The organism is Armatimonadota bacterium (genome assembly GCA_016869025.1).
In the GTDB taxonomy this organism is placed as follows: Bacteria; Sysuimicrobiota; Sysuimicrobiia; order Sysuimicrobiales; family Humicultoraceae; genus VGFA01.
This window is the reverse complement of sequence record VGFA01000002.1, coordinates 20,163-43,928: the sequence shown is the minus strand read 5'-3', so window position 1 is coordinate 43,928 and position 23,766 is coordinate 20,163. Positions and strand designations below refer to the sequence as shown.

Below are 23,766 nucleotides of genomic sequence, written 5' to 3'. Positions count from 1 at the left end.
GTTCCTCACGCCTCTCTGGACCCTTCTGGGTCCACTGCCAGGTCAAACAGCTCACAGGCCAGCTCCAGGGCGCGCGCATCCTGGCGGGCCGCCGACCTACGCAGGCGTACGATCGGCGCCTGGAGCAGCTTGCGCGCCACGGCCCGAGCGACCGCGCGGACCGCCGCGTATTGCGTTTCGTCCAGCCCCTGCAGTCGCGCGCGCGCACGTGCAAGCTCGCCCTCCACGACCCGGTCCGCCCGGTCGTGCAGCGCGGCGATCATCGGCGCCGCCATGCGAGAGGCCATCCATTCCTCGAATCCTGCCAGGGCCGCTTCGACGATCTCCTCGGCCCGGGCCAGCTCCTCGGGAGGAGCCCCTCCGGAAGCGGGTTCGACCGGGAGTTGGTCAAGCACGTGGAGCGCGACGCCCGGAAGAGCGGCCACCGTGGCATCCACGCCGCGAGGAATGCCGAGGTCAAGCACCAGCAAGGGTCTATCCCGGTCACCCCCGACCATGGCCGGCGACACGAGCGGCGCACTGGCTCCCACGCAGACTACCATGAGGTCAACACCTCGGCCTGCTGCTACGATCGCCTCCAGGGGGACTGCTTCGGCTCCGGCAAGCGCGGCCAGCCCACGCGCCGACTCCACAGTGCGGTTGGCCACGGCCACTACCCGTGCTCCAGATGCCACGAGGAGCTTCACTACCAGTCCGGCGGCCTCTCCTGCTCCCACCACGAGCGCGGCCCGCCCGTTCAGCGAGCCCAACGTGCGCTTGGCAAGCGAAAGCGCGGCCCGGGGAACCGAGGGCGCGCTGCGCGAGACGCCGGTCTCGCGGCGCACGCGGCGCCCGGTGGTGATGGAGAGCGCCATCAGCCGGTTGAGCACGGGTCCGGTACTCCGACTCAGACGCGCCAGGTCAAAGGCGCGCTTCACCTGTCCCAGTATCTGCTGCTCGCCCAGCACCATCGAGTCCAGGCCGGATGCCACCCGCATCACGTGCCGGGCAGCCGGCATCCCGCAGTGCTGGTATAGCGATGGAGCGAACGCCTCAGGAGGGACTCCGCGGGCATCCGCGAGCAGTTCGGCCACATCGGTCATTCGTGGTGCGCCCGGCGTGATCAGGTACACCTCGGTGCGGTTGCAGGTGGAAAGCAGCATGCACTCGCGGATTCCCCCCCGTCCGCGCAGCGTGCCGAGGACGCTTGGGAGATCTGCTTCGGCGAAGGCCATGCGCTCGCGGATCTCGATGGGCGCGGTCTTGTGGCTGAGCCCGATCGCCGACAGGATCATCGAATCGTTCAACCCCCGGTGCCCTCCGCCAGCCAGCGCGCGGCGTCGGCCGCGGCATAGGTGATGAGGATGTCGGCCCCTGCGCGTCGGATGGCGGTCAGCACCTCGAGCATCGCGCGGCGCTCCTCGACCCACCCGAGCTGCGCCGCCGCCTTGAGCATCGCGTACTCGCCACTGACGTGGTAGGCCGCGATCGGAAGGTCCACGGCTTCCCTGGCTGCGCGGATGACGTCCAGATACGCGTGGGCGGGTTTCACCATGACGATGTCGGCGCCTTGCTCGATGTCCAGCGCGATCTCGCGCAGGGCCTCGCGCACGTTGGCCGGATCCATCTGATAGGTCCGGCGGTCGCCGAACTGCGGGGATGACCCTGCCGCTTCACGGAAAGGACCGTAGAACGCCGATGCATACTTGGCGGCGTAGGCCATCACGCCTACCTGGCTGAAGCCGGACGCGTCTAGCGCCTCCCGTATGGCCGCGACCTGGCCGTCCATCATGGCGCTGGGCGCGACCACGTCTGCGCCGGACGCGGCGTGCGAGGCCGCGGTGCGGGCCAGCAGGCCGAGGGTGGCATCGTTGTCCACCTGCCCTCCGGTGACGATCCCGCAGTGCCCGTGATCGGTGTAGGCGCACAGGCAGACGTCGGTCATGATCACGAGCTCGCGGCTCCCCCGGCGAAGCAGGCGCACCGTCTCCTGGACGATACCGTCGTCGGCGTAGGCACCGCTGCCCTCCGGATCCTTCGCTTCGGGGACGCCGAACAGGAGCACGGCCCTGATGCCGAGATCTGCCAGGCCGTCCACCTCGCGGACGAGCTCGTCTGGAGAGAGCCGCATCTGGCCTGGCAGGGAGGAGATCGGTTCCCTGACGCCGCGGCCCGGGCGGACGAACAGCGGCGCAACGAACATCTCCGGATAAAGGCGGGCCTCCCGGACGAGCCGGCGGAGCGCGTCCCTGGTCCGCAACCGGCGAGGACGCTCCCGCAGATCAGCGCGGGGCATGGTCTCTGACATTGCCGTCTCCTCTGGTCCCGGAGGGCCGGCCGCCGCCATGTGCAACCAGGGCGGCGATCAACCCTTCCGTGGTGTGCTCGGAGGCGACGACGGTCGCCTCGAACCCTTCATCCGCGACCGCTGCCGCGGTGACCGGTCCGATGCATCCTATCACCAATGCCCGCAGGCCGTCGCGCGTCTCTCCCAGCAGCCTTACCAGGCCGCGGACGGTCGAGGCGCTCGTGAAGAGCACCGTGTCCACGTCCCGCGATCCGATGAGCCGGCGCACCTCAGAGCGGGATCTCTCCGGCGCCAGCACCGTTCTGTAGGCCATTACCTCGTCAACGGTCGCGCCGCGCGCGATCAGCGCCTCACCCAGCGCAGGGCCGGCCGCGTCCGTGCGGGGCAGCAGGATCCTCAGGCCGGAGACGTGGTCCAGCGCCTCGATGATCGCCCCTGTGAGGAACCGTGGCGGCATCAGTGCGACCCGAACCCCGGCCTCCTGGAGGACCGCGGCAGTGGCCGGTCCCACCGCTGCCCAGCGCGGGCGGATTCCTCCGGCCAGGTTGACTCCCAGGGCCCGGGCACGCGCGAGGACCGCGCGAGCACCGTTCGCGCTCGTGATCACAACCCAGTCGTATCGGTCAATCGCCCGCAGGGCTGCGTCGAGCGGTCCGCCCGGACGCGGTCCGGCAATGGTGATCGTTGGAACCGCCACCGGCTGCGCTCCCAGCCGGCTCAGCCGCTCGCACATCTGCCGGCTCTGGCGGCGCGGTCGCGTAACCAGGATGCGCCGCCCGGCCAGGGGCAGCCCTTCGGCGCTCACCGGACCGCCTCCGCCAGGAGCTCGCCTGCTCCCTGCTCCAGGAGCCGGGCTGCCAGCCCCATGCCTAGTGCGGCCGCGGTCGAGGTATCGCCCCCGATCTGGTCCCTGACGATGCGCTCCCCCGAAGGGTCCAGCACTGCACCCTGGAGCCAGAGGCGTTTGCCATCGGTGGTGGCCAGCGCTGCAATTGGGCGCTGGCATCCTCCACCCAGGGCAGCCAGAAAGGCCCGCTCCGATTCCACTGCAGCACGGGTCGGGGAATGATCCATCGCAGAGAGCCGCTCGTTGAGCCAGTCATGGCCACAGCGGCACTGGATCACCACCGCACCCTGGCCGACCGAGGGGAGCATCACCATGGGGTCTAGCCGTTCCCCGGCGCGATGGGCCAGGCCGAGCCGCTCCAGGCCTGCCGCGGCGATCACGATGGCATCCACCTCGCCTGCCTCGAGCTTCCGGATCCGTGTGTCCACGTTGCCCCTGATGTCGAGCACCAACAGAGACGGGTTCGCGGCGAGCAGGAAAGCCCGGCGCCGCGGGCTGCCGGTGCCCACAACGCTGCCAGGGGCAAGGGCCCCTAGCCCGATTCCGTCCCTGGTCACCAACGCATCCCTGGGATCCTCGCGCGGCATGAACGCCGCCAAGGTCAGGCCGGGCGTGGGTTCGCCGGGGAGGTCCTTGGCGCTGTGAACGGCGATGTCAACTCTCCCTGCGAGCAGCGCGGCCTCGATCTCGCGCACGAACGCCCCCACGCCCAGCGACACTGCGGGCCGGTCAGGGTGCTGATCCCCCTGCGTTCGGACGGTGACCGTCTCGCAACTCAGGCCCCTGTCCTCCAGCGCCGCGGCCACAAGGGCGGTCTGCGCCGTCGCGAGCGCGCTGCCGCGCGTGCCGATCCGCAGTCTCACTGCAGGATCCGCATCCGGTCGTCTTGGTCTCCCGGAGGGACCTCCTGCCATGCGCGCAGCACGGACAGGAATACCACGTCCAGGAGATCGCTTACTTCGATCAGCGTTTGGGCCTGCTCCTCGTCCAGCATCCCGCCGCGTCCCCTCGGCTTGGTGACCATCTCCAGCACGAGATGCCGAAAGTAGCCGAAGGCTTCGGCGGCCTCGACCGTTCCCAGGCCCGCCCTGCGCAGCTGGCGGCCGTAGTCGCGGCCCGCTTCCTCGAGCTGTTGGCGGATCGCCTTTCGCGCCCCGGGATCCATGGCGAACCGGATCACCCCGTCGAACACCTGGCGGCCATGTTCGCGCGCCCGCGCCCGCAGGGGTTCGCCGAGCCCGGAGAACCACGGTCGCGCCGCCAGTACCTGCGCCGGCTTTCGAGCCAGCAACTTCGCACAGCGGCGCTCCAGCAGGTGCCCCAGATCCTCCACGCGGGGGACCTCTCGATGGATCAGGGCGTCAAGATCGCCCTCCTGGAACCGCCTGTGACCGCCGGGAGTCCGGAAGGTCCTTATCCTGCCGGTGTCGGCCCAATGCCTCAGTGTCGCTTCATCCACTCCCAGGCGCGACGCGGCCTCGCCGAGCGGCAACCAGCGTTCGACGCGCTGCCTTCTCATCTGGGCCCCAGCACCCTTTCTGCGCAAGTCTACGCAATCTTCTACTAATCTACTAATCTACAGGCTTCTGGGTCGTCTGGCCAGAGGGCAAATGGTCGCGAGGCGGCCCGCCCCCACGGGCATCGCGATCCCGATGCACCCCATGATGGGGCACCAAGCCGCAGGGAGGGATAGGGTGTAGAACGGATTCGCGCGAATTTAATAGACTCGGCGCCGTACTTGTGTAGGAGTTCCCGGCGGTGACTGCGAACTATCAGGAGCGCGCCGTAGACTAGGCGACGCACAGGTGTCTGCTTGGGGGGATACAGGATGATTGCCTACCGTGCGCTAGCGATTGTGACCGTGCTGGTACTCGCCCTCGTAGGGACGTCGGTGCAGGCCCAGCCGCGGCCGGGCTGGCCCAGGAGCGTCACGATCGGTTCGGCTACGATCGGCGGTGTGTACTTCGTGGTGGCGGGCGGTTATGCTCGGGTGATCGGCGAGAAGATGGGCATGGCTGCCACCAACCGTGTCACCGGCGGCCCGGTGCAGAATGTGCAGCTCGTCCAGACCAAAGAGATCGAGCTGGGCATGACGACGATGGGCCCTGCCTACGAGGGCCTCAACGGCCTCGGGGATTTCAAGGGCAAGAAGACCGACGCGATCCGCGTGGCGTTTCCTATGTACACCTCGTACGCGCACTGGATCGTCAACGCCGACTCACCCATCCGGTCGGTGGCAGACCTCACCGGCAAGGTCGTGAGTCTGGGTCCCCGCGGCGGCTCGGCGGAGTTCGTGGGCGACCGGGTGCTCGAGCTGTTCGGGGTCAAGCCCCGCCGGGTGGTCTACCTGGGCTTCGCAGACGGCGCCACCGCGATGCGCGACGGCACCGTGGACACCAACTTCGGGGTGATTGGGCTGCCGGTCCCGGCCTGGGTTGAGGCTTCGCTCACCCGGCCGACGCGGTTCTTCGGATTCACCAAGGACCAGGTTGACACGCTTACCGAGAAATTCCCCTACCTGGCGCGAACGGCGATTCGCGCCGGCGTCTACCGCGGCCAGGACTATGTCATCCCCACCCTGCAGATGTGGAACGCGGCGGTCGTGCACAAAGACATGCCGGAGGATTTCGTCTATACGCTCGTCAAGACGATCTTCGACAACCGCGAGTTCCTGGCCATCGTGCACCCCACGTCGCACGAGTCCTTGCCCGTGAACGTCTTCTACATCAAGCTGCCGCTGCACCCTGGTGCGGTGAGATACTTCCGTGAGCAGGGAGTGAAGCTCAGCGACGAGCAGATCCCGCCCGAGATGAAGCGGTAGCGTCGGCGACGAGAGGAGACGACCTGATGGCCGATTTGTCGACCGGCCTCCCGATTGACATCGAGCAGCTCGGGGACACCTCGGAGATCCGCACGCGCCCCCTCCGGGGTGTCCTCCGTTTGCTGGTTCAGGTGCTTGGAATCGGGATGGCCGCCTATCACATCCTGCAACTCGGCGGTTTCTTCGGCGTTGTGACAGATCCGCAGAAACTGTACGCCGTCCACCTGACATTCGTGGTGGTGTTCGCATTCCTGTTGATCCCTGGCAGGCGCTCCTCGGCCGCGGCACCGACCATCTTCGACTGGGCACTGATCCTGGCCAGCCTAGTCGTGGTGGTCTACGTGTTCGCGGCCTTCAAGGGGCTGACCGGGCGGGCTGGCGTCTTCCCCACGCGCGAAGACGTGATCGTCGGCTCCCTGCTCGTCATCGTCACCATCGAGGCCGTGCGGCGGTCCACCGGGCTGGCTCTTCCCATCCTCTGCGCGCTGTTTCTCGTCTATGTCTTCGCCGGGCCATATCTGCCCGGGCTGCTGGCGCACAAGGGGTTCCGGTTCGACACGCTGGTATCGTTCCTGTTCAGTGACAACGGGATCTACGGGGTCCCGATCGGCGTCTCGGCCCGGTACGTCTACCTGTTCATTCTCTTCGGGGCGTTCATCGAGGCGTCGGGTATCGGCAAGTTCATCGTGCACCTGGCCCTGTCCGTTGCCGGTACCAAGCGCGGCGGGCCGGCCAAGGTCTCGATCATCACCAGCAGCCTGTTCGGGACTGCCAGCGGCTCCTCGGTGGCCAACGTGATGGTGGATGGGGTTATCAACATCCCCTTGATGAAGGCCACGGGGTTCCGGGGCGCGGTGGCAGGCGGGGTCGAGGCGATGAACAGCACCGGCGGGCAGATCGTGCCGCCGGTGATGGGCGCCGCGGCGTTCCTCATGGCCGACATCATCGGCGTGCCCTACTCAGAGATCGCGGTTGCCGCGATCGGTCCGGCGCTGCTGTACTACGTGGCCGCCTACTGGATGATTGACTTGTACTCTGCTTCCTCGAACCTGCACGGGCTCCCGCGGGAGCAACTGCCGCGGTTCCGCGATGTGTTGTTCCGGCACGGTTACCTGCTGCTGCCGTTGGTGGTGCTCCTGTACATGATCATGGGGGCCGGGGCCTCACCCTTCCGGGCCGCGCTCTACGCCCTGGCGACGACTGTAGTGCTCTCGTGGCTGCGGGCAGACACTCGACTGAACCTGCCCAAGATCGTCGGCGCCATGGAGGACGGCGCAAAGCGCATGATCGAGATCGGCGCCACCTGCGCCGCAGCCGGCATCATCGTTGGGGTGCTCTCCCTGACGGGGCTGGGCGGCAAGTTCTCCGAGTTGCTCATCGACCTGGCCGGCGGACGATTGCTCCCCGCGCTGATCGCCACCATGGTGGTGGCCATAATCCTGGGCATGGGGATGCCCACGACCGCGGCGTACGCGATCGGCGCCAGCGTGCTGGCGCCGGCGCTGATCAAGCTCGGCGTGGTCCCCCTGGCCGCCCACATGTTCCTGCTCTACTTCGCCGTGATCTCGGCGATCACGCCGCCGGTGGCCCTGGCCTCGTTTGCGGCCGCCGGGTTGGCGAAGGCGCCGATGTGGGATACCGCGATCCAGGCGGTGCGGCTGGCAATCGCGGGCTTCCTCGTGCCGTATATGTTCGTATACGGTCCGGCGATACTTGTCGCGCAGGGGCCGTGGCAGCACACGGTGCTGGCGCTTGCCACCGGGACGATCGGCACGTTGTGCCTGGCCGGGGCCGCGATCGGGTACCTCCTGCGGCCGGCCACGGTGCTGGAGCGGCTGATACTCGTACCGGCCGCGCTGCTGCTGATCAGGCCTGGCCTGCTAACCGATGGTCTGGGTCTGGGGCTGCTCGCCGTTGTGATTATCCTGCAACGGATGACGCCTGGAGGTTCCCGGCAACTGCCCGCCACCTGAAATACCGATCCTCTCCGTCCGATGTAGACAGCGGGCCTCTGCCCGCTGTCTACATGCTTGCTGCCGTCTTGAGCGCAACGATTGTAGGTCTTGAAGCCCTGCCCGTGTCCGTGGAGGTGGATGCCGGGCCGGGCCTGCCGACCTTTGCCATCGTCGGCCTTCCTGATCCCGCGGTGCAGGAGGCGCGGGAGCGGGTGCGGTCGGCCATCCGCAACTCCCACTACGAGATCCCTCCGCGGCGGACCATCGTAAACCTGGCGCCCGGGGACAGGCGCAAGGAAGGGTCGGCACTCGACCTGCCGATCGCCCTGGCAGTGTTGGTCGCCACCGGCCAGCTGGCACAGCACGCGGTCGCGGGCCATCTGGCGGTCGGTGAACTGGGTCTTGACGGCTCTGTGCGGTCCACCCCCGGAGTGCTGGCCGTGGCGCAGGCGGCCCGGGCGCTTCACGCCCGCGGCCTGCTGGTTCCGGAAGCGAACGCGCGGGAAGCGGCCGCCGGCGAGGAGGTACCGGTCCATGCGATCCCCACCCTGCGGGCTGCTGTGCAGCACCTCCAGGGAACCCACCCCATCAGGCCGACAGAAGGCACGGTGTTCGAACCTCCACCGGAAGATGCGGCACCGGACGATCTGGCCGAGGTGCGCGGCCAGGGTGCCGCTCGCCGCGCCCTGGAGATCGCGGGCGCGGGCGGCCACAACCTGCTGCTCATCGGACCGCCCGGAGTCGGGAAGACCATGCTCGCACGCCGGCTGCCGACGATCCTTCCCCGGCTGTCGGGCCCGGAAGCCGTTGAGGTGACCAAGATCTACAGCGTCGCCGGACTGCTGCCGGCCTGGGGAGGCCTGATCACCCGGCGCCCGTTCAGGGCACCGCACCACGCCGCCAGCGCACCGGCGATCGTGGGTGGCGGTTCCGGCATGCGGCCGGGCGAGATCACGCTCGCCCACCACGGCGTGCTGTTCCTGGACGAACTGCCGGAGTTCCGGCACGACGTGCTGGAGGGGCTGCGCCAGCCGATGGAGGATGGGATCGTGGTTGTGGCCCGCATCCACGGTACCGTGCGGTTCCCCGCGCGGTTCTCTCTTGTTGCGGCGATGAACCCGTGCCCGTGCGGGTATCGCGGCGACCATCGCCGCGACTGCACCTGCACCCCAGGGCGGCTGCAGCAGTATCTGGCCCGGCTCTCTGGCCCCTTGTTGGACCGGATTGACCTCCACGTCGAGGTACCGCGGCCTCCCACCGATGAGCTGCTCTCAGGCGATCCGGGCGAGCCGTCCAGCGCAGTGCGCGCGAGGGTGACCGCGGCGCGCATGCGGGCTGCGGTCCGCGCCGCGGCCTGCCAGGCAGACGGCCTGCTCCTGCGCGGACCGCAGCGGTGGGGCCCGGTGAGCGCCGAGGCCCTGGCCTTCATGCGTGCCGCCGCTGACCGGCTGGTGCTTGCCGCCAGGGCCACTGAGCGGGTTCTCCGGGTTGCACGGACGATCGCCGACCTGGAGGGTGCCGAGGCGGTCGCGGTGCAGCACCTTGCAGAAGCCCTCCGGTACCGCGTGCTCGACCGGTGGGCACCACCGGCTCCTTGACACCCCATGCTACGGTATAGGATGGGTTTGGGGGGCACGCCGCATGAACCGCCTGCCCCGGCGTCAGGGGGCGAGGTCGCGGCCTGGGTGGGGCTCAGTCGCCTGCCGGGCGTGGGGCCCAGGACGATCGCCGGGTGGGTGGGCCGGGCAGGATCGGCACAGGCCGTCTGGCAGCACCTGCCCGCCTTCATCCAGAATCGGGCGGAGGCGGCGGAGATCCTGGCGGCGTGGAGGAAGGTGGATCCTGCCGCGATCCTGGAAGGTGCCCGCTCGCTGGGCCTGACGGTGCTGGCGGCCTGCGATCCCGGATTTCCCGGGCTCCTGCGGGCGATCCCGGATCCGCCGCCGGTACTGTATGTTAGGGGCAGCCTCGACGAGGCGGCTTCGGTTGCGGTTGTAGGGTCGCGCCGGGCCACCCCCTATGGGCTGGCGGTCGCCGAGAGATTGGCGTTCGATCTTGCGCAGGAGGGCGTAACGATCGTGAGCGGGCTGGCCCGGGGCATTGACAGTGCCGCGCACAAGGCGGCGCTGGACGGGGGCGGGCGCACGGTTGCGGTACTGGGGTGTGGCGCAAACGTGACCTACCCTCCAGAGCACCGGCGGCTGGCCGAGGCGGTTGCGACGCGGGGAGCGCTGGTGAGCGAGTTTCCGCCTGGGACACCGCCGCTGCCCGGCCACTTCCCGCGGCGCAACCGCCTCATCAGCGGCCTCGCGCTGGGTGTGGTGGTGGTCGAGGGCGCCGGGGACAGCGGCGCGCTCGTGACCGTGGACTACGCACTGGACCAGGGCCGCGAGGTCTTCGCCGTGCCTGGCAGCATCTTCAGCCCGCGCAGCGCCGCGCCGCATGGCCTGCTGCGGCAGGGCGCGTGCATGGTGGAGAGCGCCGGTGACATCCTGACCGAGCTGGGATTGGGATCTTCGGTGCGGGCCCGGCCCGGAGAACCGTGCGGTGCTCCGGTACCCACGGAGGGCGCGGAGGGATCAGCTCGTCTGCTGGCCCTGCTGGAGGGAGGCCCCCTGCGGCTCGACGAGCTGGCAGAGCAGGCTTCACTGTCGGCGGCCGCAGCAGGCGCGCTGGTCACCATGTTGGAGATGCGGGGTCTGGTCCGGACCCTTCCAGGGCAGATGGTGATGCGTAGCCCGGCACGGCAGGGCAGGGATGGCTAGAAGCCAGGAGACCGGTGTTCCGGAGGTTGGAGTGAGCCCTGCGAGAGCCCTCGTCGTCGTCGAGTCGCCTACCAAGGCGCGGACGCTCAGCAAGATGCTGGCGCGATCCCACCAGATCAAGGCATCCATGGGCCACGTGAAGGACCTACCCAAGAGCCGGCTCGGCGTGGATGTGGACGACAACTTCACACCGCGTTACATCTTGATCAAGGGCAAGGGTCCCATCGTCAAGGAGTTGAAAGAGGCCGCCAAGAAGGCCTCAACGATCTACATGGCGACCGACCCTGACCGTGAGGGCGAGGCCATATCATGGCACCTCTCAGAGGTCCTGCGGCCCGTCAACCCGGAGATACGGCGCATCGAGTTCCACGAGGTGACCCGCGAGGCGGTCCGGCGCGCGCTCGAACACCCACGTGAGATAGACAAACAGCTCGTGGATGCCCAGCAGGCCCGTAGGGTCCTGGACCGGCTCGTCGGCTACAAGCTGAGCCCGCTCCTCTGGCGCAAGATACGCGGCGGCCTCAGCGCGGGCCGCGTGCAGTCGGTCGCCGTGCGGATGATCGTGGACCGCGAGCGCGAGATCGAGGCCTTCGTCCCCGCGGAGTACTGGTCGCTGGCGGGGATGTTTCGGACCGCCTCCGACCAGACGTTCGTCGCACGCCTGCTCACGCGGGACGGGGAGCGGATTGGCGCGCCCCAGGAAGAGGGCGCCGTGGTCATCGCGACCGAGGCAGAGGCGCGCGCGTTGGCCACAGAGATCGAGCGGGTGTCGTATGCGGTCGGTGAGGTCCGGCGCAGGGACCAGGCGCGAAATCCAGCGCCGCCGTTCACGACCAGCACGATGCAGCAGGAAGCCAACCGCAAGATGGGATTCTCGGCCTCGCGCACGATGGCCGTGGCCCAGCAGCTCTACGAGGGACTGGACGTGGGACCCGAGGGCACGGTCGGCCTCATCACCTATATGCGCACCGACTCGGTGCGCGTGGCCGAATCCGCGCAGCACGACGCCCGTGACTACATCGCCCGGGCGTTCGGTGAGGCGTATCTTCCAGACCGGCCCAGGCAGTATCGCTCGCGTCGTAACGCCCAGGATGCTCACGAGGCGATCAGGCCCACGAGTCTGGCTCGAACTCCCGACCGTATCAAGGCCCACCTCCGGTCGGACCAGTTCCGCCTATACAGGTTGATCTGGGAGCGGTTCCTGGCCAGCCAGATGGCGGCGGCGGTCCTCGACACGCTCTCAGTGGACGTTGCAGGTGGCCGGTTCGCGTTCCGCGCCACCGGCAGCCGGATCAAGTTCCCCGGTTTCCTCATCCTGTACCGCGAGGCCACCGACAACGGCGACGACGAGCGCGAGGGTTGGCTGCCGCCGCTCGTGCCCGGCGATCCCCTGACCCTCGACGGGGTTACCCCGCAGCAGCACTTCACGCAACCGCCGCCCCGCTACACCGAGGCCTCCCTGGTGCGCGCCCTGGAGGAGAAGGGGATCGGCCGGCCCAGCACGTATGCACCCACGATCGAGACCGTCAAGAAGCGCGGATACATCGCATCGCGGGAGCGCCGGCTGGTCCCGACCGAAGTCGGGCAGAAGGTGACCGACATCCTGGTGGAGCACTTCCCGGATATCGTGGATGTGGACTTCACCGCTGGCCTCGAGAGCGATCTGGACCGCATCGAGGAGGGCAAGGCCGACTGGGTGCAGATAGTGCGCGACTTCTACGAGCCATTTGCGCAGACACTGCAGCACGCCGAGGCCAGGATCCCGGTGGTCGAGGTGCCCGAGGTGGAGATCGGCGAACCGTGCCCGCAATGCGGCCGGCCGCTGTTGCGCAAGCACGGCCGGTTCGGGGAGTTCATCGCGTGCGCGGGCTATCCCGAGTGCCGGTACACGCGGCCGGTGGGCATCGGCGTGGCCTGCCCGAAGTGCGGGGCCGAGATCGTGGCCCGCCGCACCAAGCGCGGTCGAACCTTCTACGGTTGCAGCGCCTATCCAGAGTGCTCGTTTACCTCATGGGACCGCCCGGGCGACCGCCGGTGCGCGCAGTGCGGTGGCCTGACGGTGATCAAGCGCACCCGGCGCGGGGAAGAGGTGCGCTGCGCGAGCAAGGCCTGCGGCCATCGGGTGTCGCTGCGCGAGGCGGCCCGTCCCATTGCGCCGCGTGCGACCCCCGCGCCTCCGGCGGGATAGGGGGCGGCAGGGCATGGGCGCGCCGGCTCCCGACCCCGAGATCCGGGCATTCCTCGAGATGCTGGAGGCCGAGCAGGCCGCTTCGCCGCACACGCGGGCGGCCTACCGTCGCGACCTCGATGCCTTCCGGGTGTTTCTACGGAGCGAGGGCATCGCGGGTTGGGACCAGGTGACCCCGGCCGTTGTCCGTCGCTACGTGGCCGCGCTCCACCGGCGGTACGCAAGGACCTCGGTCGCGCGCCACGTCTCTACGCTGCGCTCGTTCTACCGGTTCCTGCGCCGCCTGGGCCGCGTCGAGACCAGCCCCCTGCGGCTGGCCTCGGCCCCCAGAGGCCGCCGCCGACTCCCCTCTGCGCTCACCCATGAAGCGATCGCGGCGTTGCTGGCTTCTCCCCCCCTGGACCGGCCTGCCGGGCTGCGTGACCGCGCCATCCTCGAGCTGCTCTACGCCGGCGGGTTCCGCGTCGGCGAGCTCGTCAGCATCCGGTGCGCTCATCTCTGCGGCGATGAGATGCGCGTTCGGGGAAAGGGAAACAAGGAACGGCTGGTGCTGATAGGCGCGCAGGCGGTCGCGGCGTTGCGGCGTTACCTGTCCGACGGCAGGCCGCGCCTGCTGCGGGGCGAGACCGATGCGCTGTTCCTCAGCGCCCAGGGCCAGCCGCTCTCCGCGCGGGGTGTGCAATTGATTGTTGCGCGCTGGGTCAAGGTCGCCGCCCTGGCGCAGCGCGTCAGCCCGCACGCCATCCGCCACACCTTCGCAACGCACCTGCTGGACGGCGGCGCCGATCTACGCGTCGTTCAGGAGCTCCTGGGGCACGCGAGCCTCTCCACGACCCAGATCTACACGCACGTTTCGCGCGACCACCTCAAGCGGATCTACGCGTCGGCGCACCCGAGGGCGTGACGCACCCCCCGGTCGGGGACGGGAGTCTCCCCAACGCAACCTGCACACGCGACCTGCTCGGGGTTTTCCTCCGGTACCGCGGCGTGCTATACTACCGCGGCGCCAGACTACACACGCTTCCAGACCCGCCGAGGGTGCCTTTCGAGGCCTCGGCCCGGCCTGCGGGGATGAGGGGAGCGGAGGCGAAAAACCATGAGGGAATCCGGCGGGCTCCGGATCCCAGGGGAGGTTGTCAGTTGCCTGTAGTCACCATGAAGCAGTTGCTGGAATCGGGGGTTCACTTCGGGCACCAGACCCGACGATGGAATCCCAAGATGCGCCGGTTCATCTTCACCGAGCGCAACGGCATCCACATCATAGATCTCCAGAAGAGCGTGCCCTTGATCGAGGAAGCCTACCGGTTCGTGCGCGAGGCGGCCGCCGCCGGAGGCGACGTGCTCTTCGTCGGCACGAAAAAGCAGGCCCAGGATGCGATCCGCGAGGAAGCCGTGCGCGCCGGCCAGCCCTACGTGAACCAGCGGTGGTTGGGTGGCATGCTCACGAACTTCCAGACGATCCGCAAGCGCGTCGAGCGGCTGCGCGAGATCGAGGACATGCGCCAGCGCGGCGTGATGGACGTGCTGCCCAAGCGCGAGCAGAGCCGCCTCACCGAGGAGGCGGCACGGCTTGAGAAGTTCCTCGGCGGCATCAAGACCATGAACCGCCAGCCAGCGGCCGTTTACGTCGTGGACACGCGCCAGGAGCACATCGCGGTGGCCGAGGCGCGCAAGCTCGGAATCCCCGTGGTGGCGATCCTTGACACCAACTGCGACCCCGACGAGGTGGACTACGCGATTCCGGGCAACGACGACGCGATCCGGGCCGTGCGGCTGATTACCAGCCGCATTGCGAATGCCTGTCTGGAGGGCATCGAGGAGCGCCGCAAGCGCGAGGTGCAGGAGGAAGAGATCGAGACCAGCCCCGCCGCCGAGGAAGACGAGATGGCTGAGGGCGTGCCCGAGGTGCTGGAGCACGAGTTCTCGAGCGCGGTCCCTGAAGCCGAGGAGGCGAGAGGGTAACCGATGGCAGTGACGACCGAGATGGTGAAGGAGCTTCGCGCGCGCACCGGGGCCGGCATAATGGACTGCAGGCGCGCGCTGGAAGAGGCCGGCGGAAACCTGGATGCGGCCACGGGTCTGCTACGCGCCAAAGGGCTGGCGGCCGTCGCCAAGAGGGCAGGCCGCACCACCTCCGAGGGCGTGATCGAAACCTACGTGCACGCCGGCAGCCGCCTCGGCGCGATGGTGGAGCTCAACTGCGAGACCGACTTCGTGGCCCGCACCGAAGAGTTCCGGGCCATGGCGCGCGAGCTTGCCATGCAGGTGGCCGCCGCAGCCCCGCGCTTCGTATCCAAGGACGAGGTTACCCCCGACCTGATGGCTGAGCGGCGCGCCGCCATTGCCATCGAGTCGCCCGGGGCTTCCGACGGCGACCTCGAACGGCGCCTGGGGCAGTGGCTCGAGGAGGTCGTTCTTCTGGATCAGCCCTACATCCGCGACGCAGGGCGGCGCGTACGCGAACTGATTACTGATGCCGCCGCGCGCGTTGGTGAGCACATCGCGGTACGACGGTTTGCCCGGTTCAAGCTGGGGGAGTAGCGCAGAGACGCCTCTCGAGGGGAAGATCATGGACACCGCAGCCGAACCAGCGAAGCGGCCTCCCTATCGCCGTATCCTGCTCAAGCTGAGCGGTGAGTCGCTTGCAGGCAGCGGAGGCGCCGGGCTCGACCCCGACGTGCTCCAGCTGGTCGCCACCGAGGTCCGCGACATCACGGCCCGCGGCGTTCAGGTGGCGATAGTGGTCGGCGGCGGGAACATCGTCCGCGGTTCCGACCTGAGCCGCCGCCTCGGGATCGATGAGGTGACCGGGCACACCATGGGGATGCTGGCCACCGTGATCAACGGGCTGGCTCTCATGGACGCCATGGAGCGGGTTGGGCTGGTGGTGCGGGTGCTCTCGTCCATTGAGATGCACCAGGTGGCAGAGCCCTACATCCGGCGGAGGGCATTGCGCCATCTCGAGAAGGGCCGCGTCGTGATCTTCGTGGCCGGCACCGGCAGCCCGTACTTCAGCACCGACACGGCGGCCGCGCTCCGCGCGATCGAGATGCAGGCCGACGCGGTGCTGATGGCCAAGAAGGGCGTCTCCGGGGTCTACGACAAGGATCCGCGACAGCACCCCGACGCCGTGATGTTCTCCCACCTGGACTACATGGACATCCTGAACCGCGACCTGCGCGTCATGGACGCCACGGCGGCCGCCCTGTGCAAGGACAACAAGATGGACATCGTCGTCTTCGACGTCACTCGGCCTGGCAACATAACGCGGGCCGTGGCCGGGGATCCCATCGGAACCCTCGTGGGAGGAGGCCGGGCATGACCGACGAGGTGCTGGGCGACGCCAAGCTGCGCATGCAGAAGGCGGTTGAGGCCACGCGCAGGGAGTTCGCCAGCCTGCGCACCGGAAGGGCGAACTCCGCGCTGCTCGACCAGATCCGCGTGGACTACTACGAGACTCCCACGCCCATCAACCAGCTCGCCACGATATCGGTACCCGAAGCCCGGCTGCTCGTAGTCCAGCCGTGGGACAAGGCCGCGACGCGCGAAATCGAACGGGCGATTCTCAAGAGCGACCTGGGCCTCGTCCCGAGCAGCGACGGGATCGTGATTCGCATCCCCATCCCCACGCTGACCGAGGAGCGCCGGAAGGATCTGGCCAAGATCGCGCGCAAGCACGCCGAGGAGGGCCGCGTGGCCATCCGGAACGTTCGCCGCGAGGCCAAGGAGATGCTCGAGCAGTTCGAGGACGACGGCGACATCTCCGAGGACGAGTGCCGCCGGGGTCTGGAACGGCTCCAGCATCTGACCGACGAGACGATCGCCCAACTCGATCGCCTGCTCCAGGCCAAGGAGCAGGAGATCATGGAGGTATAGGTCGGCGCCCGTGGTGGACGTGCTGGGACGCGGTCTCGACCAGGCCCGCTCTGCCCTGGAGGCGGAGGGTTTCACCGTTGAGGTGGCCGAGACCCGCAGCCCACGACGGGTAACCCCAACCGGTGCGTTGCGGGTCGTGCGACAGCAGAAGCTGACCGACCGCCTTGTCAGCCTGGTGGTGGCGCACGAGCGCTTTGCGCCTGCGCCGAGGCCGCCGGGTGGCTAGCCGGAACTCACAGCCGTCCCCGGCGACGTTGGATCCCCTGCGCGTTCCCTCTCACATCGCCATCATCATGGACGGCAACGGTCGCTGGGCCAGTTCTCGAGGGCTGCCCCGCTCCGCCGGCCACCGGGCTGGGCTGGGGGCCATCCGGCGGGCCATCGAGGGCTGCCGTGATTTGGGCATCCGCATCCTCACGCTGTACGCCTTCTCCACCGAGAACTGGCGACGCCCCAGCGACGAGGTGGGCATGCTGATGGGTCTGCTCCACGAGCGGCTCGTGGCCGAAGCCGAGGAATTGCAGCGGAGCGGTATCCGCGTGCGGGTTGTCGGCGATCTGGATGTGATCGCGCCCGAGACCCGCGCCCAGATCGCACGGGTAGAGGCCATGACGGTGGAAAGCCAGGCGCTGCTGCTCAACATCGCGTTCAACTACGGCGGCAGGGCCGAGATCACGCGGGCGGCGCGCGCGCTGGCTGCCAGGGTGCGGGAAGGGCAGTTGGATGCGGAGCAGATCTCCGAGCCGGCCCTGGCCGAATGCCTGTACACCGCCGGCCTGCCCGACCCCGAGCTGTTGATACGGACGGGCGGCGAGCAACGGCTCTCGAACTTCCTGCTGTGGCAGGCGGCCTACGCCGAGCTGGTCTTCCTGGACGTCTACTGGCCGGACTTCGATCGTCACCACCTCGTCGCGGCGGTCAACGAGTACCAGAGGAGGCAACGGCGATTTGGCGGCGCCACCGGTGCCTGAACGAACGCAGGTGCCCCGGGACCGGGCGCTGGCACGGCGCGTTGCCACGGCGTGCGTGGGCGCGCCGGTGCTGATCGCCGCCATCTGGTTCGGCGGCTGGGCGCTGCTGGCCGTGGTGCTGCTCCTCTCCGCTGTCGGCGCGGTCGAGTTCCGTCGCCTGGCCGCGTCGGCCGGATACCGCATATCCGTGTTGGTACTCGCCGGCACGCTGCTCTTCCCGCTCCTGGCGGCAGCGGGCCGGTGGACCGACTCGGGTGCGCTGGCGGCCGGGCTCGTTCTGGCGTCGGCCGCGGCTTCGCTCGTTTCCGCGAATCGGGGCGCCGCGCCAAGGCACGCTGCCGCGACCGGGCTAGGGGTGTTCTATGTCGGCGCCCTGTTCGCTCACCTGATCCTCATGCGCGATGCCCTCGGCCCGGTGGTAGCGCTGGCGGTTGTGGGGCTGATCTGGGCCAACGACACCACGGCGTACTTCGCCGGACGCGCCTGGGGTCGCCGGAAGTTGGCCCCCTCGATCAGCCCGGGAAAGACCGTCGAAGGGTTTCTTGTAGGGATCGCGGCCGCGGTGGTGGCCGCGGCCGCTCTGGCCTTCCTGATGGACTGGCCCGTAGGATCGCTGACCGGCATCGGCCTGGGCGTCGCCCTGGCCGCGGTGGCCGGAGACCTGTGGGAGTCCGCCCTCAAGCGCAGGGCCGGCGTCAAGGATTCGGGCGCGCTGCTCCCGGGCCACGGCGGCGTGCTGGACCGCTTCGACGCGGTGCTGTTCGGCGTGCCTGCCGGGTACTACCTGTGGAGATGGCTGCTGTGACGCGGGTGGTGATTTTGGGCTCGACAGGGAGCATAGGCCGGGCGGCACTCGAGGTTGCGTCCGCTCTCGGCGATGTGGGGGTTGTCGGGCTGGCGGCGCGCCGCGGAGGCGAGGATCTGGCAGTTCAGGCACGCCGGTGGCGCCCGCGCGCCGTCGCGATCGAAGACGCGGCCTCTGCCGAGCGTCTGCGGGGACTCCTGCCGCCGGGCACCAGGTTGCTGATCGGGCCGGACGCAGCAACAGAGCTGGCCGCGCTCCCCGAGGCGGAGATGGTGCTGGTGGCCGTGGTAGGCGTCGCAGGGCTGCGTCCCACGCTGGCGGCCCTGGGCGCCGGGCATGACGTGGCGCTGGCCAACAAGGAGGCGCTGGTGGCCGGTGGCCATCTGGTCAAAGCCGCCCGCGAGCGCACCGGTGCGAGACTGCTCCCGGTGGACAGCGAGCACAGCGCGGTGTTCCAGTGCCTGACCGGCGAGGATCCTGCCGCGGTGCGCCGGTTGATACTCACCGCCTCGGGAGGGCCGTTCCTGCGAAGGCCAGTGGCCGAACTAGGAACCGTGACCGTGGAGGAGACGCTGACCCACCCAACCTGGACCATGGGCAGGAAGGTCACGGTTGACTCCGCGACCCTCATGAACAAGGGGCTTGAGATAATAGAGGCGCACTGGCTGTTCGAGATTCCACAGGACCGGATCGAGGTCGTGATTCATCCACAGAGTTTCGTGCACTCCATGGTGGAGTTTGCGGACGGCTCGACGATCGCACAGGTGGCGCGGCCGGACATGCGGGGGCCGATTCAACACGCCCTCTCCGGAGGCCGCCGTCGCCCGGGTCTGGTAGCGCCGATGGAATGGGACCGGCTCGCCTTGACGTTTGAACGTCCAGAGCCGGAGCGCTTCCCCGCGCTTGCGCTGGCGCGACAGGCGCTGCGCCAGGGCGGAACGGCGCCGGTTGTGTTGAACGCCGCCAACGAGGTAGCGGTGGAGCGGTTTCTTGGCGGTGCGATGCGCTTCACAGGGATAGCCGCGACCGTGGCCGAGGTGCTGGCGCGACATGAGCCGCGTCCTGCCCCGACGCTCGATGCGGTTCTAGAGGCGGATGCCTGGGCCAGGGCCCGGGTGTCCGAGATGATTCGGCCCGCGGGGTGACGGTTGTGAACAACGTACTGGCGGCGATAGCCGCGTTTGGCGCCATGATCTTCGTCCACGAGTTGGGGCACTTCCTGATGGCCCGCCGCGCCGGTGTGCGCGTCCACGTATTCGCCCTGGGGTTTGGTCCCCAGATCATCGGCTGGCTGCGGGGCGGGACGAGGTACTCCATCAACCTCATACCCCTGGGCGGTTTCGTGCGCATGGAGGGCGAGGACAGCCAGGGCGGCAGCGGCTCTGACAGCTTCACCTCCAAAAGCGTCGGCGCCCGGATGGCGATCATAGCCGCCGGCCCGATAATGAACCTGCTGATGGCCGTGGTCATCCTGGCCGTGGCCGCCGGAACCGGCGGGATCCCGACAGGACCCAGCGCGCGCATCGGTACCGTGGAGAGCGGTTGGCCTGCAGCGGCCGCCGGGCTCCGGAGCGGTGATCTGATCGTGTCCATAGACGGCGTCACCATGCCGAATGGGGAGCGCATCATCGAAACGATCCACCGCAGCGCCGGGCGGCCATTGGAGCTGCGCATACGCCGTGGCACGCAGGAGTTCACGGTGACCGTTACTCCCCGGCTGGACCCAGGGCGCGGCGTCGGCCGGATCGGGTTCTCGCCTGAGCCGCTCTGGAAGCGCCTCAACCCTGCGGCGGCCCTCTCCTGGGGCGTGGAGCGGACAGGGCAGCTCGTGGCCGCGGTAGGCAGGGCCCTGGTTTCCCTGGCCCGCGAGCGCAAGCTGCTGGACAGCCTGGGAGGGCCTGTGGCCGCAGGCAGCATCCTGGCGCAGGCGGCGGATTCAGGAGCTCAGGTGTTCTTTCACGTGGCCGCGTTTCTCAGCGTGATCATCGGGTTCTTCAACCTGCTGCCGCTGCCGGCGCTGGATGGAGGCCGCCTGGCCTTCCTGCTGGTGGAGGCGGTGCGCAGGCGTCCGCTCGACCCGCGCCGCGAGGGTCTGGTGCACACGATCGGGTTCGCCCTGCTGCTGTTGCTCCTGGTCGGGCTGACCGTACGCGACGTCGCACGACTGTAATCAGGATGCACCGTCTGCTGACCCGCAAGGTCAAGATCGGGCCGGTGGAGATCGGCGGAGGTGCGCCGGTGGCCGTGCAGTCCATGACCGCCACCGACACGCGGGACGTTGAGGCAACGCTGGCCCAGATCTACCAGCTCGCTGCAGAAGGATGCGAGATCGTGCGACTTGCCGTGCCCGACGCCGAAGCCGCCGCGGCGCTGGCCCAGATCAAGTCCAGGAGCCCACTGCCGGTGGTCGCCGACATCCACTTCGACCATCGCCTGGCCCTCCTGGCCTTGGACGCCGGGGTGGACAAGCTGCGCATCAACCCGGGCAACATAGGCAGCCGCGAACGCACGCGTATCGTGGCGCGCGAATCCAGGGCGCGCGGGATCCCGATCCGAATCGGCGCCAACGTGGGCTCGCTGTCAAAGGCCGCGCTACGGAGATTCGGCGGGCCCTGCGCGGGCGCACTCGTGGAGAGCGCCCTGGAAGACGTGCGGGTTCTGGAGGACCTGGAGTTCCACGACATCGTCATCTCTGTCAAGGCGTCCGATGTGCCAATGATGATTGAGGCCTACACTTCGCTGAGCGAGCGGACCCGCTATCCGCTACACGTGGGCGTGACCGAAGCCGGCACCGCATGGGCCGGCGGCTTGAAGTCCGCGGTGGGGATCGGGACGGTGCTGGCCAGGGGGATCGGGGACACGATTAGGGTGTCGCTCGCGGCCGATCCCGTAGAGGAGGTACGGGCCGCATATGAGATCCTCAAGAGCCTGGGGCTTCGCTCGCGCGGGGTTCAGTTCGTGGCCTGTCCGTCCTGCGGCCGTGCCGAGGTGGACATCATCCGGATCGCCCAGGAAGTGGAACAGCGCCTCCGCCACGTCCCGGCCCCAGTGAAGGTGGCGGTGATGGGTTGCGCGGTAAACGGGCCGGGCGAGGCGCGCATGGCCGACGTCGGCGTGGCCTGCGGGCGGGGGATGGGGCTGATCTTCAGGGACGGGGGGATCGTGGCCAGTCTTCCGGAGCACGAACTGATTGACGCGCTCATGGAGGCGGTCTGGACGATTGCCCGCGAGCGGTACGGCGCGGTCGGGCCCGCCCCGTGATCCCACTGCGGGACAGCACCCGCTCCGCGTCGTCGCCCGCTGTCGTCTACGGCCTCATCGCCGCGTGCGTCGGTGCCTTCCTCTACGCAGAGAGCCTGGGCAGCGGCGCACAGATGGCCCTCTACGCTTCCCTGGGCGCGGTTCCCAGGGCCGTGACAGGCGGGCCGTGGCCCGATGCCTGGCTGGGCCTGATTACCTCGATCTTCCTGCACGGTAGCTGGGCTCACCTGGGCGGGAACATGCTCTACCTCTGGATCTTCGGGGACAACGTTGAAGACGCCATGGGGCACGGTCGGTTCCTGGTGTTCTACCTCGTCACCGGCGTGCTCGCTGGGCTGGCGCACGTGATCACCTCGCCGTCCTCGCCCGTTCCCCTGATAGGCGCGAGCGGCGCGATCGCAGGCGTGCTCGGCGCCTACATCGTCCTCTACCCGAGGGCGCGCATCCTGTCTCTTCTGGTGCTGGGGATCTTCGTTCGCCTGGCGGAGCTGCCGGCGGTGCTTGTGCTCTCCCTCTGGTTCGTTCTTCAGTTGCTGTCAGGCGTGGCAGCCCTGGGAGCGCCCGGTGTCACGACGGTGGCCTGGTGGGCACACATCGGGGGGTTCCTGGCCGGGGCCGTGCTCGTGCCCGCGTTCGCCAGGCGCCGCGGGCTCCGCGCGGAGTAGTCCGAGGCCTGCGGTCGCTTCTCGCGCTCCGCCAGTTCTGCTATAGTGTGGCGCGTGGCCCACACCGGGTCAGCCAAGGAGGGTAAGAATGCGCAACATCACCGTGGACGTTCTGTCCCGCACGCCTGTAGCCCGCCACAAGGTCGAGATCGTGGAACGCAAGGGGATCGGTCATCCCGACTCGATCTGCGATGCGATCATGGAACGGGTCTCGATAGCGCTGAGCCGCGAATACCTGCAACGCTTTGGCCGGATTCTCCACCACAACATTGACAAGGCGTTCCTGGTGGCCGGCAACGCAGAGATCCGGTTGGGTGGGGGTATCGTGACCGAGCCGATGCGGCTGATCTTCGGCGATCGGGCGACCGCGGTGGCCAACGGTGAGGAGATCCCGGTAGAAGAGATCGCGGTGGACACCGCAAAGGTGTGGATTCGGGAGAACCTGCGCTTCGTGGACTCCGAGAAGCACGTGGGATACGACGTTCAGATCAAGCCCGGCGCCCCGGAGCTGGTGGACATATTCCAGCGCGAGGGCGCACCCGTGGCCAACGACACATCCGCCGCCGTGGGTTATGCGCCGCTTACGCCCACCGAGCAGGCCGTGCTGGACATAGAGCGCATGATGAACTCCCGTACCTTCAAGGAGCACTTCCCCGAAGTGGGGGAGGACATCAAGGTGATGGGATTCCGGAAGGGGGACGAGCTACACCTGACCGCGGCCGTGGCCTTTGTGGATCGGTTCATTGACAGCGAGGCCACCTACATCCGAAGGAAGGCCGAACTGCACTCGGCCGTGTCGGACCGGCTGGCAACGATACAATCCTTCACCAGGGCTCAACTGTACCTGAACACGCTCGACGAGCCAGGACGCGGCATCGGAGGCATGTACCTGACCGTGACCGGTACCTCTGCCGAGAGCGGTGACTCGGGCCAGGTGGGACGCGGGAACAAGGTGAATGGCGTCATCGCGCTTAACCGCCCGATGGGGACCGAGGCCGCGGCAGGCAAGAACCCGGTGTCGCACGTCGGCAAGATCTACACAATCCTGACGCACCAGGTCGCCAACAAGATCTACCATGACGTTCCCGGCATTGACGAGGTCTACGTATGGCTGCTCAGCCAGATCGGATCGCCCGTGGACCAGCCCAAGGTGGCCGCTGCCCAGCTCGTGCTGGCGCGGCACGCCCGTCGCAGCGCCGTGGAGCGAAGGGTGCGCGAGATCCTCGACTATGAACTGGCGAACATCCGGCAGCTGTCGCAGGATCTTGCCGAGGGACGCTACCCCGTCTGCTGAGGGACTCGGGCTTCCCCGAGGGGCCGCTGCC

Annotated in this window: 23 protein-coding genes; 18 read left to right on the top strand and 5 right to left on the bottom strand. The window is 68.5% G+C overall.

What is annotated here, in order from left to right; all coding sequences use genetic code 11:
* Window positions 1–5: 5 nt before the first annotated feature.
* Genes FJX73_01515 through FJX73_01495 form a run of 5 tightly spaced genes read right to left on the bottom strand, consistent with a single transcriptional unit; the run spans window position 6 to window position 4,653 of the window.
* Entirely contained in the window at window positions 6–1,286 is a 1,281-nt protein-coding gene (locus tag FJX73_01515; GenBank protein ID MBM3469462.1) for a glutamyl-tRNA reductase, read from the bottom strand.
* A complete protein-coding gene (gene hemB / locus FJX73_01510; protein MBM3469461.1) occupies window positions 1,283–2,275 on the bottom strand; it encodes a porphobilinogen synthase in 993 nt (330 codons plus the stop codon). The genes FJX73_01515 and hemB overlap by 4 nt, the downstream gene beginning before the upstream one ends.
* Window positions 2,262–3,092: a uroporphyrinogen-III synthase gene (locus tag FJX73_01505; protein ID MBM3469460.1), complete on the bottom strand. Its 831-nt coding sequence runs from the start codon at window positions 3,090–3,092 to the stop codon at window positions 2,262–2,264. Before FJX73_01505 ends, hemB begins: the two co-directional genes overlap by 14 nt.
* Window positions 3,089–4,048, bottom strand: coding sequence for a hydroxymethylbilane synthase (hemC, locus tag FJX73_01500; GenBank protein ID MBM3469459.1), 960 nt, complete (start codon window positions 4,046–4,048; stop codon window positions 3,089–3,091). Before hemC ends, FJX73_01505 begins: the two co-directional genes overlap by 4 nt.
* The gene (locus tag FJX73_01495; protein MBM3469458.1) at window positions 3,994–4,653 is read right to left on the bottom strand and encodes a helix-turn-helix domain-containing protein; all 660 of its coding nucleotides are present in this window, start codon (window positions 4,651–4,653) and stop codon (window positions 3,994–3,996) included. The genes hemC and FJX73_01495 overlap by 55 nt, the downstream gene beginning before the upstream one ends.
* Before the next feature lie 309 nt (window positions 4,654–4,962).
* Between FJX73_01495 and FJX73_01490 the strand changes: the two genes are divergently transcribed.
* The 18 genes from FJX73_01490 to FJX73_01405 all read left to right on the top strand — a co-directional run bounded on the left by FJX73_01490 (window position 4,963) and on the right by FJX73_01405 (window position 23,735).
* Entirely contained in the window at window positions 4,963–5,955 is a 993-nt protein-coding gene (locus FJX73_01490; GenBank protein ID MBM3469457.1) for a TAXI family TRAP transporter solute-binding subunit, read from the top strand.
* A gap of 26 nt (window positions 5,956–5,981) precedes the next feature.
* Window positions 5,982–7,928, top strand: coding sequence for a TRAP transporter permease (locus tag FJX73_01485; protein ID MBM3469456.1), 1,947 nt, complete (start codon window positions 5,982–5,984; stop codon window positions 7,926–7,928).
* Between the two features lie 53 nt (window positions 7,929–7,981).
* Window positions 7,982–9,508 (top strand): YifB family Mg chelatase-like AAA ATPase, encoded by a 1,527-nt coding sequence (locus FJX73_01480; GenBank protein ID MBM3469455.1) that lies wholly within the window; start codon window positions 7,982–7,984, stop codon window positions 9,506–9,508.
* Between the two features lie 6 nt (window positions 9,509–9,514).
* Entirely contained in the window at window positions 9,515–10,675 is a 1,161-nt protein-coding gene (gene dprA, locus FJX73_01475) for a DNA-protecting protein DprA (GenBank protein ID MBM3469454.1), read from the top strand.
* Entirely contained in the window at window positions 10,668–12,863 is a 2,196-nt protein-coding gene (topA, locus tag FJX73_01470; GenBank protein MBM3469453.1) for a type I DNA topoisomerase, read from the top strand. Before dprA ends, topA begins: the two co-directional genes overlap by 8 nt.
* Before the next feature lie 13 nt (window positions 12,864–12,876).
* The gene (locus FJX73_01465; protein MBM3469452.1) at window positions 12,877–13,767 is read left to right on the top strand and encodes a tyrosine recombinase XerC; all 891 of its coding nucleotides are present in this window, start codon (window positions 12,877–12,879) and stop codon (window positions 13,765–13,767) included.
* A gap of 236 nt (window positions 13,768–14,003) precedes the next feature.
* Window positions 14,004–14,825, top strand: a complete 822-nt coding sequence (gene rpsB, locus FJX73_01460) for a 30S ribosomal protein S2 (protein MBM3469451.1) — start codon at window positions 14,004–14,006, stop codon at window positions 14,823–14,825.
* A 3-nt stretch (window positions 14,826–14,828) separates the two neighbouring features.
* On the top strand, window positions 14,829–15,404 hold the full coding sequence (locus tag FJX73_01455; protein MBM3469450.1) for an elongation factor Ts: 576 nt from the start codon (window positions 14,829–14,831) through the stop codon (window positions 15,402–15,404).
* Window positions 15,405–15,432: 28 nt separating this feature from the next.
* Complete coding sequence (locus FJX73_01450) at window positions 15,433–16,185, top strand: UMP kinase (GenBank protein MBM3469449.1); 753 nt, start codon at window positions 15,433–15,435, stop codon at window positions 16,183–16,185.
* Window positions 16,182–16,739 carry a ribosome recycling factor gene (locus tag FJX73_01445; protein MBM3469448.1) on the top strand — a complete coding sequence of 186 codons (558 nt, stop codon included), beginning with the start codon at window positions 16,182–16,184 and terminating at the stop codon, window positions 16,737–16,739. The genes FJX73_01450 and FJX73_01445 overlap by 4 nt, the downstream gene beginning before the upstream one ends.
* Before the next feature lie 13 nt (window positions 16,740–16,752).
* A complete protein-coding gene (locus FJX73_01440) occupies window positions 16,753–16,965 on the top strand; it encodes a hypothetical protein (protein ID MBM3469447.1) in 213 nt (70 codons plus the stop codon).
* A 28-nt stretch (window positions 16,966–16,993) separates the two neighbouring features.
* Window positions 16,994–17,710: an isoprenyl transferase gene (locus FJX73_01435; protein MBM3469446.1), complete on the top strand. Its 717-nt coding sequence runs from the start codon at window positions 16,994–16,996 to the stop codon at window positions 17,708–17,710.
* The gene (locus tag FJX73_01430) at window positions 17,634–18,515 is read left to right on the top strand and encodes a phosphatidate cytidylyltransferase (GenBank protein MBM3469445.1); all 882 of its coding nucleotides are present in this window, start codon (window positions 17,634–17,636) and stop codon (window positions 18,513–18,515) included. The genes FJX73_01435 and FJX73_01430 overlap by 77 nt, the downstream gene beginning before the upstream one ends.
* The gene (locus tag FJX73_01425; protein MBM3469444.1) at window positions 18,503–19,660 is read left to right on the top strand and encodes a 1-deoxy-D-xylulose-5-phosphate reductoisomerase; all 1,158 of its coding nucleotides are present in this window, start codon (window positions 18,503–18,505) and stop codon (window positions 19,658–19,660) included. Before FJX73_01430 ends, FJX73_01425 begins: the two co-directional genes overlap by 13 nt.
* Window positions 19,657–20,685 (top strand): site-2 protease family protein, encoded by a 1,029-nt coding sequence (locus FJX73_01420; GenBank protein ID MBM3469443.1) that lies wholly within the window; start codon window positions 19,657–19,659, stop codon window positions 20,683–20,685. Before FJX73_01425 ends, FJX73_01420 begins: the two co-directional genes overlap by 4 nt.
* Window positions 20,686–20,690: 5 nt before the next feature.
* Window positions 20,691–21,776: a flavodoxin-dependent (E)-4-hydroxy-3-methylbut-2-enyl-diphosphate synthase gene (gene ispG, locus FJX73_01415; GenBank protein MBM3469442.1), complete on the top strand. Its 1,086-nt coding sequence runs from the start codon at window positions 20,691–20,693 to the stop codon at window positions 21,774–21,776.
* The gene (locus FJX73_01410; protein ID MBM3469441.1) at window positions 21,773–22,441 is read left to right on the top strand and encodes a rhomboid family intramembrane serine protease; all 669 of its coding nucleotides are present in this window, start codon (window positions 21,773–21,775) and stop codon (window positions 22,439–22,441) included. The genes ispG and FJX73_01410 overlap by 4 nt, the downstream gene beginning before the upstream one ends.
* A gap of 88 nt (window positions 22,442–22,529) precedes the next feature.
* Entirely contained in the window at window positions 22,530–23,735 is a 1,206-nt protein-coding gene (locus FJX73_01405; protein MBM3469440.1) for a methionine adenosyltransferase, read from the top strand.
* The last annotated feature ends 31 nt before the right edge of the window (window positions 23,736–23,766 follow it).